The sequence below is a fragment of the Burkholderia sp. BCC0405 genome, from assembly GCF_902833075.1.
In the GTDB taxonomy this organism is placed as follows: domain Bacteria; phylum Pseudomonadota; class Gammaproteobacteria; order Burkholderiales; family Burkholderiaceae; genus Burkholderia.
Window position 1 is genome coordinate 1 of record NZ_CADFEO010000020.1, and the last position, 12,888, is coordinate 12,888.

The following is a 12,888-nucleotide window of genomic DNA, read 5'->3' on the forward strand; positions in this document are numbered from 1 at the left end:
CTTCATAAACCTGACTTACTTTAGTGTGAGACTCTTGATACTTTTGCTATCTGATCCGAGGATCAGCTCGCTTCCATCAAGCGCCCACACTTATCGGCTGTTAATTTTTAAAGAGCATTCTGCGAGGAACTTCGCATTTCCCGGCAGCGCTGCGTTTTCAGCAGCAGAGAAGCGAGATTATTAACCGTTTTTTTAAATCCGTCAACAACTTTTTTAACTACTTCGTTGCGACGACTGCGGTTTAATTCCATGTGCACTGGAGTCGTTAAAACCGACATCAACAGCACCGCTTCCCTTCTTCCCCCGCGCTGCGTTTCCGTTAGCGCGAAAGAGGCGTGATTCTAAGCACCTGCCTCAGTCTCCGCAACCCCTTTTGTGAAATTATTTTGACATGTGGTAGCGGGGGTCTCTGAACCTGTCCTACGGCCATGTATATGCGCCACGGCAGGAGCAGGCCCGGTTGCCCGTGAACCGCCCCGCCGCATCGAGTGCAATCCTCCGCCGCTCACCGGCCCACCATCGCCCTCACCACGCCGTCCCGTCGAATCAGCCCGTGATACAGCGCTGCGGCAAAGTGCGCGAGGAACGTCGCGAAGAACAGATAGGCCAGCACCCGGTGCGCGATCCGGAGCCAGGCAAACGTCACCGGATCCGCCGCCACGATCGCCGGCAGCTGCACACCACCGCCCAGCGTCACCGGATACCCGCCCGCCGACAGCATCGCCCACCCGATCAGCGGCATCGCGAGCATCAGCGCATACAGCACGAGATGCGACCCGTGCGCGGCAACCTTCTGCCACCACGGCAGATCCTCCGGCAATGCCGGCGGCTTCGACAGAACCCGCACCACGATCCGCACGCACACGAGCACCAGCACGGCAATGCCCAGCGGCTTGTGAATCGCCACCAGAAGCGCATGCCGCTCAGAGACAGACGCCACCATCCCCACCCCGATGAACAGCATCGCGATGATCATCGCGGCCATCACCCAGTGCAGCACCCTCGCCGGCAAACCAAACGTCGCAGAAGTCTTCATCACCGTCCCTCCGAACTCAACCTGGCCACGCCCGCCACCCCAGCCTCTTCACTCGTCCTGCGCAGATACGAATCCGCGTAGGCAGCCGAGCGCGCCGCCAGCAACGGATCCCCCGACACCTGAATCCCCTGCGGCAGCACCGTCGGGTCGTAATTCACGTCGCGGCACGGCCCGCTGTCCTGCGCCTCCACACGGTCGAGCACGAGTGTGCCCGCGTCGATCGTCGTGCGCTGCGCGGGCCAGACCTTCGTCGCGTCGTCCACCGGATCGCCCGGCTCCGCCAGGGTGACCAGCAGCTTCCACTTCTGCGCACCGGCCGCGATGCGCTGCGTCACGTCCTGCTGCAGCACGTTCGGATCCGCGGCCGTTGCGACGTCACCGGCGCCGGCCGTCTGCTCCGGCACGACGCGCCATCGCACCGCCTGGCGCTTGCCCGCCGCATCGACGAAGTAGAACGCGTTCAAGCCGTAATAGCTCTCGGTGACGTAGCTCGCGCTCGGCTTCGCACCTTTGATCCACTGCAGGAACGCAGCCGTCTCCGGGTGCGCGCCGAAAAACGCCTTCACCTTCGCCGGATCGGGCTTGCCCGTCTTCGGATCGGGCCGGGTCGCCAGCAATTGCGCGTAGAACGCCTGCGGCGTCGCGACCGGAAACACCGGCATCGCGTTCATCCCGGTTCGCCATTGCTCGCCATCGGGCGCGGTGAGCTTCAGCGCGAGGCTGCGGATCGGCACGCTGCTGTCGGGCGCATACGGATTCCCGCCCGGCAACGCGAAGCGCCCGACCACCGGCGTGCGCACCGCCTTGAAGAACGGCGCGACCGAATACGCGCTCGCGGCGCCGTTGCCTTCGAAGTAACCGGTCACGCACACGCCCTTCGCGTGATTGCGCCGGAAGCCCGGATGAATGCCGCCGCCGGCCGTCTGCAGCGCATCGACGATCCGGTGCGGGGTCAGACGCGCCGGCGCGAGCCAGCCGCCGACATACCCGAACGCCACGGCCACGCCGGCCACCGCGCCGCCGATCGCAGCCCAGCGCCACCACCCGCGCCCGGGCTCGCGCTGCGGCGAAGAAGAGGAAGAAGATCGCTCCATATATAGGCTCCCGACCGTCAGGTCATTGTCGAACCCGCGTAGGACGCCACCCACGCCGCTTTATTCCACGAAAAGTTTTTTCCTATGCTGGTGGAATAAGCGGCGCCGACCGGCGTCTTACGCAGCATCTCGACCCATTCGGCAACCGGCCCGGCCATGCCCTCCACCGCCCTCGACGACGACGCGCTGCGCGAACTCATCCCCAGGCTGCGACGCTTTGCGCTCTGGCTCGCGCGCGACGTCCACGCGGCCGACGATCTCGTCCAGTCGACGCTCGAGCGCGCGCTGTCGCGCTGGACGAGCCGTCGCGACGACGCGTCGCTGCGCAGCTGGCTCTTCACGATCCTGTACCGGCAGTTTCTCGACGGCAAACGCAGCGCGAAGCGCTACGCGTGGCTGCTTGGGCGCATCCGCGACGACGACGAAGCGCACTGGCCGTCCGCCGAACGCGAATTCGCGGCGCGCGCGACGCTCGAAGCATTCGGCCGCCTCTCCGACGAGCAGCGCAGCCTGCTGCTGCTCGTCGCGGTCGAGGGCTTCACCTATCAGGAAGTCGCCGACCTGCTCGACATTCCGATCGGCACCGTGATGTCGCGGCTCTCCCGCGCGCGCCAGGCGCTGCGCCAGCTCAGCGACGGCGAGCTTCCCGCTCCTTCTCTCCGCCTGATGAAGAAATGAACACGCCTCCGAACGAACACGACCTTCAGGCCTATGTCGACGGCCAGCTCGACGACGAGGCGCGCGCCGCGGTCGAGCGCTATCTCGCGCTGCATCCGGAGCGCGCGGAACGGGTGAGGCAATGGCAGCAGGATGCGCAGCGGTTGCGGGCCGCGCTGGAGAGCGTGCGGATGCCGGCGGACAACCCCGCGCTGGATCCGGCGGCGATTCGCGGACGGCGCGCGGAGCGCACGCGGATGCGGTTCGCGATGGCGGCTTCGTTCGTGTTCTGCGTCGGGCTGGGGACGTTGGGCGGGTGGCAGGCGCGCGGGTGGAACGCGCCGCCGCCCATCGCGCCGATGAGCGATGCGGTCGAGGCTTACCGGATGATGGTGGTCGATCAGACGGCGAAGGTGGACTACCGGCCGACGGGTGCGAGCGATTTGCAGGGATGGCTCACCAAACGCGTGGGGGCATCGGCGAGGCTGCCGGATCTGAGCGCGGCGGGGTTCCAGCCGGTCGGCGGACGGCTGTTCACGACGGACAGTGGCGCCACAGCTGCGATGGTGCTCTATGAGGATGCAGCCGGGCGGACGCTGAGCTTCTATCTGCGGCCGGCGGAATCGAAACATCGACTGCTGCCGAGCGGGCAACGCGTGGATGGTGCGCTGCTCGCACGGTATGGATCGGTGAACGGGCTCAACTATGCAGTGGTCGGGCCGGCCGGGAGCCTCGCGGAGAAAGCCGTCGTGCAGGCGCTCGATCAGCAGACTTGAGTGGTACGATGCGCGCCCGGCTGGTGGCGCTCGATGGCCGCAAGCGTCCGGAATGATGCGGCTTTGCCGGCTTGGGCGTGGTCCCGATCACCGCTGGATTGCACAGCGGTTCGACTGACTTTCCCGGTCTGTTGTCCACATCTAAGCGTCTTTGGCACCCTCACCTTTTTGAGTCACAGGGTTTCGAGTCGCTGCGGAACAGGATATCCACATCGATCATGGCCGTGTCGCATCCGGTCACCGGTCGACTCTCCCACCTTTGGCGCACACAGCGTTTCGGGTTATTTGGGCGTGCGATATCCACACCCCGTGAGATAACGCGAACATCCGCTTCGAATTCGATTACCCTCGCGCACTGAACGCACAGGCCTTCGAGTGCTTTGACTTCTCGATATCCACAAGGCAATCAATCGCAGCGGATCGCGCAAAAACTACCGGCATCGTCCGCTCTATTCCGGCAAAGCCCTGCCAGGCAAGGCGTTCGGGATGATTCGTGTGGTCGATTGCACGGCGCTCACCTGTTCGGCTCACAGCGATTCGACTGGTTGGGCGTGCGGGTTGTCCACATGCGGCCCGCCGACAAGCGCACGAACGCGATGCGCATTACGCCAGCGCTCACATCGTAGAGCCGGCGGCTCTCCGTGCAGTCTTGTGCGTACGCATTTGGATCGGCCCGTCACTGAACGAATTCTCCGGTATCCGCACCTGGCTTGCGATCCGGGTGCATGCTCACCTTTTGCCCGCACAGCGTTCGCGTCGTTTTGTGTCGCGGTTATCCACATACGAAGGGTGACCACCTTCGCCGCCTCCGAAGTCACTTGATCCTATAACCCCTGAGAATCTCACCGGTCTCCGGAGAAACGACGTACTTGATCAACGTCCCGAGCGGACTCGCATTGCCGAGCCCGCGCATGCCGAACGGCATCTTGCTCGACCGTGTCCGTCACGATTGCTCCGCTACGCTCACGTCCGCGTGTCCTTGTTGCGCAGACCGCTACGTTCCAGCACCTCCCGCAGGCAGTCCGGACACACGAGCTCACCGGCGTTCCACATCTGCATAAACATGGCCCGATCATCGATGCGTAACGTCGATTCAACGATGTCGATATCCGTCCCGAGCACCTTGTGCAAGAACGCTTCGTCAAACCAATGCTTAGCTTCGTGCTGCGCGCTGGCATTGATCACCTGCACGACGTGACAATCGCGGATCACGTCGATCGACAAGATCGCGGCCTCGATATCCGGTGAGGTCCGCGTCGGCCGGATCAACCCGTGCAACTCGCAGCGCGCGTCGCCGCGCGACCACTTCGCATTCGCCGCGACGACGGACGTGTCGAACGCCTGCTCTTTCGTCGTCGGTTTATAGGGTGCTTCGCCGGAGCGGACGAGCAGCTCGTCCAGGCATGCCGAACACAGATGCGCGCGCAAGCGCTCCAGCGCCGCAATTTTTGGAAACGCCTTCACATGCGCAACGTTGTCGACAAAGGTCGCGTCGACCTCGTGCTCGTCGAGTTCGGCACGCAGCATCCACATTTCCCGGCTGTATTTCGGGCGATCGAGCGAAACCTTCACGAGCTCGCCGGACAAGAACTGCCCGCGCTGCCGAATGCGCGCGGCAATGCCCTTCGATGTCGTGATCCCGTTATCGCGTCCGTGCCGACCGCAGTGAATGGGGCCCATTACCCGCTCCGGTTGCGGGCAGTGCTCGTGTCGCCCGGGTCGTTCTTCGGTTTCATCGTGTCGGTCATCCTCATCGATGGCTCAGGGTTCGAACTCGACCGTCGCGCGTCGCGACGAGAAATATGCAGTGATCGCCGAAATCACGGCCTGGCGTGTGACGGCATCGATCGTCTCGCCATCGGTTATCGGCTCGACGTACTTCATTGAATCGACGTAGACGACGAATGCGGGCCCGTTGTCGACGCCGGGCAGCAGTGCTTCGCCAGGCGCCCGCACGGTGCGCTGTCCGTCGGACAGCACAATCTCGCCGCGCGACACCATCAGGACCTTGTACGTCATCGCCTTGCCTCGCGTGATTCAGTCACGCTGCTCGACGACGTATTGCGTCGGCCCGCGCCACGCAACCGAACGGTATCCGCGCCGCACGACGCCGATCTCCCGGTAATACTCGACAAGCGCCTGGGGGCTCCAGTCGCGACCCGCGGAGAACAGCACATCCAGATCAACAAGCGCGGCAACGAGAGCCTGGCGGTCGGTATCGTCTGCGATCGCGCGTTCCCAGCGACCGGATCGTCGAACGAAGCCCAACCGTACCAACACATCGGCGGTAGCCATCACATCGGTCACGACAACCGCAACGTCGCCGGCGATATCCGTCACCAGCACCTCGTCGACAGGTACCTTCATTGATCCCCTCGTCAGGTCTCGCCCGCTGCCATCACCCTGCTTCTTTCGTGAGCCATCTAACGATTTCCTCGATGTCCTCGCCGAACAGCTTCCCGATGCGATCGACGAACACCCCGTAGTCGAGATCGAACTTCACGTTGAATCGCTCGCCCTTGTAGCGGCAACACAGGACTTCGGCTTCCGGCATCGACACGCGTTGCTCGAACACGATGTCGCCTGGCTGTTGCTGCAACCGGTGTACGACGGCATCGATATCGAGTGCGTCGACCCGCGTCAACGAAGCATCGGTCATGTGTCGTGAGCCTGTGCGCCAAGCCCTCTCATCCTGAATGTCGGCGATTCTACAGATCTATGGATACGGCGGCTCACACATCATCCGATGCACCTCACAGCTTGCCGCTTCGTTTATCCGATCCCTGCGCGCAGTGCATATCCTGCGCGGATCACAGTCGACGGACTGTGCTTATCCAAAGGTGTTAACAGAGTTCGTATACATACGTAGTGATAGTTAACAAACCCTGTGCCTCACAGTGGATAACGTTCCTAAGCCCATGAATTCGCGACAGGAAGCAGAATGCATAACCCTGGGTGAGCCACGTGAACAGCTTCGAGTAGCACAGAACAACTTTTCGTCAATTCACAGCCGCGGCGACATATCCTCAATCGTTCCACTGTGAATCCAGAGGCTTGCCGGAGGGTTATCCAGAGGGCAATGTGGATAACACCACAGCGCATCGACGCGTTTTGCTGTGATGCGAACAGATGAAGCCAACGTTCCCGGCATCGCCAGGCAACATCGATCGTCGGCCTCCACGCACCCCGATTCAAAAAATTTTCACGAAGGGGCTTGTGCTCCTCAAAAACCCTCTCTATAATTCGCGGCTTCTTAGGCTCGTAGCTCAGTTGGTTAGAGCACCACCTTGACATGGTGGGGGTCGTTGGTTCGAATCCAATCGAGCCTACCAACGAACAAATGAAGGGGTCTGGCAGCACAACTTGCCTACAGGCAATGCGGCTCGCCAACATACAAACGCCACGCGGCAACTTCGCGTGGCGTTTTTCTTTTTCCGGCCGAAACAACGCATGCTGCCCCGATGCGTTGCGCGATCCACGGCATCGAATCCTTTCTCACCGACACTTCGGTTCGCTAAACAACGGGCACTGCGCCGCGCGTAGAATCATGTGCGCATCGAAGCGGCCGTTCCGACCGTCGCCCGATTTCCAATCCATCGAAACAACGACGCGCGATCCGCGCGACCGAGAGCACATGACCATGTCCGACGTCACGACCGCCACCTCATCCGCGAGCAACGACGAGATCGCCGCTTACGTCGGCAAGAAAGCCGCGTGGTTCGAGAAGAAATGGGCGATCGCCGCGTCGCGAAAGAACCGGCAGTCGTGGAACTGGGCAGCCTGTTTCCTGGGCCCGGTCTGGATGGCGTATCGATGCATGTACTGGCAGGCGGCGGCCGTTCTTGGTGCGACGGTCGCGATCACGCTGGTCGAACTGCTGTTCTTCCCGAAATACTTCGAATCGAGCACGTTCGACCCGGTCACCATCGGGATCGCGGTCGCGCTCGGCTGGTGCGGGAACAGTCTCTACAGGACGCACGTCGAACGCAAGATCGAGAAACTGCGCCCGAGCGCGACGTCCCGCGAATCGTTGCTCGCGCTGCTGGAAGCGCAGGGCGGCACGAACCGGCTCGCGGCAGCCGGTTTCGCGATCGCGACGCCGTTGCTCGGTTTCCTGGTGATCGCGATCGGGACCGTACTGACCGCAGGAACCGGTGGCCAGTAAAGCAGGGCGGCAGGACGGAGAAAAGGGCACATCGCGGCCGTGCATGCGCACGGCACCCGACGCGCGATCCCGCCGCACTCAGTGCAAGTGCTTCAACTTGTCAGGATTCCGCACGACATAGATCGCGACGATCTTCCCGTCCTCGATCTCGAGCGCCGTCGTTTGCAGTTCGCCATCGGATTCCAGCGTGACGAAACCCGGCAGCCCGTTGACGAACCCCGCACGCACGAGCTTCGACGCATGCGTGGCGAACAACCCGGCCAGGTACTCGTGCACCTTCATCACCGGCTCAAAGCCGAATACCGGCGTGCCAGTAGCCGAGCGCTTGCCGCCGCCGTCCGCATGGAGGCTTACGTCCTCGGCGAGCATCGCGCCGAGCGCGCGCATGTCGCCGCTGCGTGACGCCGCGAAGAACGCTTCCGCCAATTCGATCCCGCGCTGCTTTTCGACATGAAAACGCGGCCGCGCCTCGCGGATATGCGTACGCGCTCGCGCAGCGAGTTGCCGGCATGCGGCCGGGTCGCGCTGGATCGTCGTGGCCACTTCGTCGAACTCGAGGCCGAACACGTCGTGCAGCAGGAACGCCGCGCGTTCGAGCGGCGAAAGCCGTTCGAGCGCGAGCAGCAGCGGCAGCGTGACGTCTTCCTGTTCGTCTTCCTCGACGACCGGCTCGGGCAGCCACGGGCCGATATAGGTCTCGCGCTGGTGCCGCGCGGACTTCAGCTGGTCGAGGCACATGCGCATCACCATGCGGCGCAGGAACGCTTCAGGGACGCGCACCTCGGTGCGGTCGACGGCCATCCAGCGGATGAACGCCTCCTGCACCATGTCCTCGGCATCCGCGACGGAACCGAGCATCCGGTACGCGACGCGGATCAGCGTGCGGCGCAGCGGGTCGAAACTCGTCGCCGCATCGGCCCGTTCTTCGGCGCAGCCCTTGGCCGGGTCGAGGTTCGGCATCAGGCCACCATCTTCGCCGCGGCGGCCTTTGCATCGGCCGGATCGATCCACAGCCCGAAGCCGACCGCGAGCCGGTTCCAGCCGTTGATGACGTTGATCATCAGCGTGAGTTTCACCTGTTCCTCCTGGCTGAAGTGGTCGTTCAGCGCCGCATAGGCCGCTTCATGCGCCGCGTGGCCCTCCGACAGCCGCGTGAGCGCGTCGGTCCAGCCGAGCGCCGCGCGTTCGCGTTCGGTGTAGCAGGGCGCTTCGCGCCACGCGGACAGCAGGTAGATGCGCTGCTCGGTCTCGCCTTGCTCGCGCGCCTCGGCCGTGTGCATGTTAATGCAGTTCGCGCACGCGTTGATCTGCGACGCGCGGATCTTTACCAGCTCGATCAGCGTCGGCTCGAGGCTCTGCGCGGCGGCGACCGAGACGGTCATCCAGTTCTTCATCAGGGCGGGCGCGGCGGCAAACGGATTGAGCTTCGCAGTCATGGTCCTTCTCCTTTCGTGTGGGTTCCGGTGATATGACGAGCGAGCGCCCCGCGTGTGTGACATCGACGCAAAATTTTTCTCGAAGCCGGCGCGCGGATCGGCGCGGAGGGCCGCCGGCGAGGCCGGGCAGGGTACGCGTCGAACCCGAAAAACGCGGCGGGCATGCTTCGTGCGCCCGTGCTGGTCAGACGATTCCCCGTTCACGTCATGGTGACGATCACGGCTGCCGCATGCGTCGATCACAACGGCCGATGTATGCGTCTCCGCATGCACCTCGATACGCGCGGATGTCAGCAATTGGCAGGTGATCGGTTGCTTTCATTTACATTTCTCCGCCGTTTCGTGCGCATCTCGATCAGCAGCATTCACATTTCTAGACCATACTGTTCTGCACGGGCAGGTGAAGTGACGCCGCATCTGCGGCCCGGCGCGCGCGCCGGTTGCCCGACGACGCAGCAGCAGGTCGCACGTCAGCCGCGCGCATCACGCGCAAGGCTTTCCCTTTTCCGGCAACGCAACGCAGCGAATCGCGACGTGGACGGTAAACCGATGAGCCTCCTTGCATCACAGCTTCAGCGCCGTTACCAGGACGTGCGCGCTCATAGCGTCGCGTTGACCGCGACGCTGTCCGCCGAAGACCAGGCCGTGCAGTCGATGCCCGACGCCAGTCCGACGAAATGGCATCTCGCGCATACGACCTGGTTTTTCGAAACCGTCGTACTGATGCGCCGCGTGGCCGGCTACGCGCCGTTCGACGCGGCATTCCAGTTCCTCTTCAATTCCTATTACGAAGCGCTCGGCCCGCGCCATCCGCGGCCGCAACGCGGGCTGCTCACGCGCCCGTCGCTCGACGAGGTGCATGCGTACCGACAACACGTCGACGACGCGATGCTGCACGCACTGGCCGGTGCCGATGCGGCGCTGCTCGAGACGATCGCGCCCGAGATCGAGCTCGGCCTGCATCACGAGCAGCAGCACCAGGAGTTGATCGTCACCGACATGCTGCACGCGTTCTCGTGCAACCCGCTGAAGCCGGCATTCCGGCCGCGCAACGGGATGGATGCCGGCGCGATGGCCGTGGGCGACGCCGGCGCGCTGCACTGGCTGCACCAGCCGGGCGGGCTCGTCGAGATCGGCCACGATGGCGACGCGTTCTCGTTCGACAACGAACGGCCGCGCCATACGGCGCTCGTGCGGCCGTACGAGATCGCGAGCCGTCTCGTGACGAATGCGGAATTCGCGGCATTCGTCGCCGACGGCGGCTATACGCGCCCCGAGTTCTGGCTGTCGGACGGCTGGGCCACGGTGCAGCGGGAAGGGTGGCAAGGGCCGGCGTACTGGATGCCCGACGACGACGATGCGGCCGCCACGCGGGTACGGCGCACGTTTGGCCTGCACGGCGTCGAACCGCTCGCACCCGACGCACCGGTGTGCCACGTGAGCTTCTACGAAGCGGCCGCGTACGCGGACTGGGCCGGTGCGCGCCTGCCGACCGAATTCGAATGGGAAGCCGCGTTCCCCGCCGAAGGCATTCGGCAGATGCTCGGGCACGTGTGGCAATGGACGCGCTCGTCCTACGAGCCGTATCCGGGCTTTCGGCCGCTTGCGGGTGTGGCTGCCGAATACAACGGCAAGTTCATGGTCGGCCAGCAAGTCCTGCGCGGCAGCAGCATCGCGACGCCGCCCGGGCACGAACGGCCGACGTACCGCAATTTCTTTCCGCCGGCCGCGCGCTGGCAATTCACGGGAGTGCGACTTGCGCGAGACGTCTGACCAGACGGCCACGAGCGGTGGCCAGCAACCCGCCCGCGATTCGCGGCCGAGCGCGTTCGAGCGCGACCTGATCGACGGGCTGTCGCGTACGCCGCGCAGCATTCCGCCGAAATACTTCTACGATGCGGCCGGCTCCGCGCTGTTCGACCGCATTTGCGCGCTGCCCGAGTACTATCCGACCCGCACCGAGCTGGGCATCCTGCGCGATCGCGCGGCCGAGATCGTGCGGCGCGTCGGCCCGCATGCGGACATCGTCGAATTCGGCGCGGGCTCGCTGGAGAAGATCCGCGTGCTGCTCGACGCGTTCGCAGGCAACTACGCGAACGCGCCGGCGCGCTACGTGCCGGTGGACATCTCGGCCGACTACCTGCACGACGCCGCCGCGCGGCTGCGTGCGGCGTATCCATGGCTCGACGTCGCGCCGATCGCGGCCGACTACACGAAGGCCGAGCAATTGGCCGGGCTGGCCGAGACGCCGCGGCGGCGCATCGGCTTCTTTCCCGGTTCGACGATCGGCAACTTCGCGCCGGAAGAAGCCGATGCGTTCCTGCGCGACGCCGCGCGGCTGCTGCGTGGCGGCGGCTTGCTGGTCGGCGCGGATCTCGTGAAGGACGAGCGCACGCTGCACGACGCGTACAACGATGCGCAGGGCGTGACCGCGCAGTTCAACCTGAACCTGCTGGTGCGCGCGAACGCCGAGCTCGGCGCGGATTTCGACGTCGACGCGTTCTCGCATTGCGCGTTCTACGACAGCACGCGGCAACGCATCGAGATGCATCTCGTCAGCGACATCGCGCAGACCGTGCACGTGCGTGGCCACGCGTTCCGCTTCGACGCCGGTGAGCGCATCCACACGGAGAATTCGCATAAGTTCACGATCGACGGTTTTCACGCGATCGCGCGCCGTGCAGGATTCGAGCCCGATACCGTGTGGACCGACGCGGACAGCCTGTTCAGCGTGCACTGGCTGCGCAGCGTCGACGATATCCGCGCGTGATGTGCGCGCTTGCGAACCGCTCGCGTCCGGTGCGGGCGGTTCGCTTTCGGCGTATTCGAGTTCTCGTGCAAGCCGGCGTGCTCCGATCGCCCGGTTCCGTCCCGGACAGCCCTTTTTGCCGGCCCGATGCACCGCTGCAACGGTGCGTGGAATTCCGCCTCTTCCTTGTGCCGCAAGGCTTTATGGACGGCTGTAAACAGCCGTTACCGGTCTCGCATACCCGTTTCACCTGTGTCTGCACCTCGTGCCTAGACTCCGAACCGTATTCACATGACGCACGACACGTGCAGGGAGTCGCGAGATGAACAAGAAACTCATTCTCGGTGCAGTTCTCGGTGTAGCGGCGCTGGCAGCTTCGGGCGTCGCATCGGCCCACGTCGACCTGTCGGTCGGGATCGGCATACCCGCGTATGCGGCGCCGGCGCCCGTCTACGTGGCGCCGCCTCCGCCGGTTGCGTATGCACCGGTCGGCTATCGCTACGACGACTGGCGTGCGCGCGAATGGCGCGAACACGAGTGGCGCCGCCGTGAATGGCGCGAGCACGAATGGCACGATCGCGGCGGCTGGCGCGGCGCCCGCTGGGATTAACGAAGCGGCTCGACTTGATCACTACAAGAGGAGAATGAACACATGATGCCTACTCGACACATCAGGATGTGCGCGACCGCCGCCATCGTTGCGCTTGCCACCATCGGCAGCGCGCACGCGGCGGGCTGCATGAAGGGCGCGGTGGTCGGCGGTGTGGCCGGCCACTACGCAGGGCACCACGCGGTGGTCGGCGCGGTTGGCGGCTGTATCGTCGGTCACCACATGGCGAAGAAGCACGTGCAGGAAGAGGCCGCGCAGCGCAAGGCGGCCGCGCAGGGCATGCAACCGGCGCAGTAAACGCCATCGTCATCGGGGAGGGCGCCGCGGCGGCTGCCCCGACCGGCGCACACTTCATGAAAAAAGGG

15 protein-coding genes and 1 tRNA gene are annotated in these 12,888 nt (G+C 64.3%); 8 read left to right on the plus strand and 8 right to left on the minus strand.

What is annotated here, in order from left to right:
* Positions 1–505: 505 nt before the first annotated feature.
* Together HWX36_RS27625 and HWX36_RS27630 are read right to left on the minus strand one after the other, a co-directional pair.
* Positions 506–1,036 (minus strand): cytochrome b, encoded by a 531-nt coding sequence (locus tag HWX36_RS27625; protein WP_175956531.1) that lies wholly within the window; start codon positions 1,034–1,036, stop codon positions 506–508.
* Positions 1,036–2,130, minus strand: a complete 1,095-nt coding sequence (locus HWX36_RS27630; RefSeq protein WP_175956532.1) for a catalase family peroxidase — start codon at positions 2,128–2,130, stop codon at positions 1,036–1,038. Before HWX36_RS27630 ends, HWX36_RS27625 begins: the two co-directional genes overlap by 1 nt.
* A 156-nt stretch (positions 2,131–2,286) precedes the next feature.
* Between HWX36_RS27630 and HWX36_RS27635 the strand changes: the two genes are divergently transcribed.
* Positions 2,287–2,808 (plus strand): sigma-70 family RNA polymerase sigma factor, encoded by a 522-nt coding sequence (locus tag HWX36_RS27635; protein ID WP_175956534.1) that lies wholly within the window; start codon positions 2,287–2,289, stop codon positions 2,806–2,808.
* Positions 2,805–3,563 carry an anti-sigma factor gene (locus HWX36_RS27640; protein ID WP_175956536.1) on the plus strand — a complete coding sequence of 253 codons (759 nt, stop codon included), beginning with the start codon at positions 2,805–2,807 and terminating at the stop codon, positions 3,561–3,563. Before HWX36_RS27635 ends, HWX36_RS27640 begins: the two co-directional genes overlap by 4 nt.
* A gap of 963 nt (positions 3,564–4,526) precedes the next feature.
* On the opposite strand, the gene HWX36_RS27645 is transcribed toward HWX36_RS27640, so the two are convergent.
* The 4 genes from HWX36_RS27645 to HWX36_RS27660 form a co-directional block, all read right to left on the minus strand.
* Complete coding sequence (locus tag HWX36_RS27645) at positions 4,527–5,243, minus strand: hypothetical protein (RefSeq protein WP_175956538.1); 717 nt, start codon at positions 5,241–5,243, stop codon at positions 4,527–4,529.
* A gap of 81 nt (positions 5,244–5,324) precedes the next feature.
* Positions 5,325–5,582 carry an Imm74 family immunity protein gene (locus HWX36_RS27650; protein WP_175956540.1) on the minus strand — a complete coding sequence of 86 codons (258 nt, stop codon included), beginning with the start codon at positions 5,580–5,582 and terminating at the stop codon, positions 5,325–5,327.
* Positions 5,583–5,600: 18 nt separating this feature from the next.
* Positions 5,601–5,930 (minus strand): hypothetical protein, encoded by a 330-nt coding sequence (locus HWX36_RS27655; protein WP_175956542.1) that lies wholly within the window; start codon positions 5,928–5,930, stop codon positions 5,601–5,603.
* Positions 5,931–5,961: 31 nt separating this feature from the next.
* A complete protein-coding gene (locus tag HWX36_RS27660; RefSeq protein WP_175956544.1) occupies positions 5,962–6,222 on the minus strand; it encodes a hypothetical protein in 261 nt (86 codons plus the stop codon).
* Between the two features lie 596 nt (positions 6,223–6,818).
* Between HWX36_RS27660 and HWX36_RS27665 the strand changes: the two genes are divergently transcribed.
* Positions 6,819–6,895 (plus strand) — tRNA-Val (locus HWX36_RS27665).
* Positions 6,896–7,203: 308 nt separating this feature from the next.
* On the plus strand, positions 7,204–7,728 hold the full coding sequence (locus tag HWX36_RS27670; protein ID WP_175956753.1) for a DUF2628 domain-containing protein: 525 nt from the start codon (positions 7,204–7,206) through the stop codon (positions 7,726–7,728).
* 78 nt (positions 7,729–7,806) lie between these two features.
* Here the strand turns inward: HWX36_RS27670 and HWX36_RS27675 are convergent, their stop codons facing one another.
* Together HWX36_RS27675 and HWX36_RS27680 are read right to left on the minus strand one after the other, a co-directional pair.
* On the minus strand, positions 7,807–8,688 hold the full coding sequence (locus HWX36_RS27675; protein ID WP_175956546.1) for a sigma-70 family RNA polymerase sigma factor: 882 nt from the start codon (positions 8,686–8,688) through the stop codon (positions 7,807–7,809).
* Positions 8,688–9,164, minus strand: a complete 477-nt coding sequence (locus HWX36_RS27680) for a carboxymuconolactone decarboxylase family protein (protein WP_175956548.1) — start codon at positions 9,162–9,164, stop codon at positions 8,688–8,690. Before HWX36_RS27680 ends, HWX36_RS27675 begins: the two co-directional genes overlap by 1 nt.
* Positions 9,165–9,713: 549 nt before the next feature.
* On the opposite strand from HWX36_RS27680, the gene egtB reads away from it, so the two are divergent.
* The 4 genes from egtB (at position 9,714) to HWX36_RS27700 (ending at position 12,820) form a co-directional block, all read left to right on the plus strand.
* Entirely contained in the window at positions 9,714–10,937 is a 1,224-nt protein-coding gene (egtB, locus tag HWX36_RS27685; RefSeq protein WP_175956550.1) for an ergothioneine biosynthesis protein EgtB, read from the plus strand.
* Entirely contained in the window at positions 10,921–11,934 is a 1,014-nt protein-coding gene (gene egtD / locus HWX36_RS27690) for an L-histidine N(alpha)-methyltransferase (RefSeq protein WP_175956552.1), read from the plus strand. Before egtB ends, egtD begins: the two co-directional genes overlap by 17 nt.
* A gap of 301 nt (positions 11,935–12,235) precedes the next feature.
* Positions 12,236–12,523 carry a hypothetical protein gene (locus tag HWX36_RS27695; protein WP_175956554.1) on the plus strand — a complete coding sequence of 96 codons (288 nt, stop codon included), beginning with the start codon at positions 12,236–12,238 and terminating at the stop codon, positions 12,521–12,523.
* A gap of 42 nt (positions 12,524–12,565) precedes the next feature.
* Entirely contained in the window at positions 12,566–12,820 is a 255-nt protein-coding gene (locus tag HWX36_RS27700) for a hypothetical protein (RefSeq protein ID WP_175956556.1), read from the plus strand.
* Positions 12,821–12,888 lie beyond the last annotated feature (68 nt).

What these genes read in the sequence shown, in the direction of transcription:
- HWX36_RS27660 (WP_175956544.1), bottom strand. Translation starts at nt 6,222, where the DNA reads ATGACCGATGCTTCGTTGACGCGGGTCGACGCACTCGATATCGATGCC.
- HWX36_RS27625 (WP_175956531.1), bottom strand. Translation starts at nt 1,036, where the DNA reads ATGAAGACTTCTGCGACGTTTGGTTTGCCGGCGAGGGTGCTGCACTGG.
- HWX36_RS27680 (WP_175956548.1), bottom strand. Translation starts at nt 9,164, where the DNA reads ATGACTGCGAAGCTCAATCCGTTTGCCGCCGCGCCCGCCCTGATGAAG.
- HWX36_RS27650 (WP_175956540.1), bottom strand. Translation starts at nt 5,582, where the DNA reads ATGACGTACAAGGTCCTGATGGTGTCGCGCGGCGAGATTGTGCTGTCC.
- egtB (WP_175956550.1), top strand. Translation starts at nt 9,714, where the DNA reads ATGAGCCTCCTTGCATCACAGCTTCAGCGCCGTTACCAGGACGTGCGC.
- HWX36_RS27635 (WP_175956534.1), top strand. Translation starts at nt 2,287, where the DNA reads ATGCCCTCCACCGCCCTCGACGACGACGCGCTGCGCGAACTCATCCCC.
- HWX36_RS27655 (WP_175956542.1), bottom strand. Translation starts at nt 5,930, where the DNA reads ATGAAGGTACCTGTCGACGAGGTGCTGGTGACGGATATCGCCGGCGAC.
- HWX36_RS27630 (WP_175956532.1), bottom strand. Translation starts at nt 2,130, where the DNA reads ATGGAGCGATCTTCTTCCTCTTCTTCGCCGCAGCGCGAGCCCGGGCGC.
- HWX36_RS27640 (WP_175956536.1), top strand. Translation starts at nt 2,805, where the DNA reads ATGAACACGCCTCCGAACGAACACGACCTTCAGGCCTATGTCGACGGC.
- HWX36_RS27695 (WP_175956554.1), top strand. Translation starts at nt 12,236, where the DNA reads ATGAACAAGAAACTCATTCTCGGTGCAGTTCTCGGTGTAGCGGCGCTG.
- HWX36_RS27670 (WP_175956753.1), top strand. Translation starts at nt 7,204, where the DNA reads ATGTCCGACGTCACGACCGCCACCTCATCCGCGAGCAACGACGAGATC.
- HWX36_RS27645 (WP_175956538.1), bottom strand. Translation starts at nt 5,243, where the DNA reads ATGGGCCCCATTCACTGCGGTCGGCACGGACGCGATAACGGGATCACG.
- HWX36_RS27675 (WP_175956546.1), bottom strand. Translation starts at nt 8,688, where the DNA reads ATGCCGAACCTCGACCCGGCCAAGGGCTGCGCCGAAGAACGGGCCGAT.
- HWX36_RS27700 (WP_175956556.1), top strand. Translation starts at nt 12,566, where the DNA reads ATGATGCCTACTCGACACATCAGGATGTGCGCGACCGCCGCCATCGTT.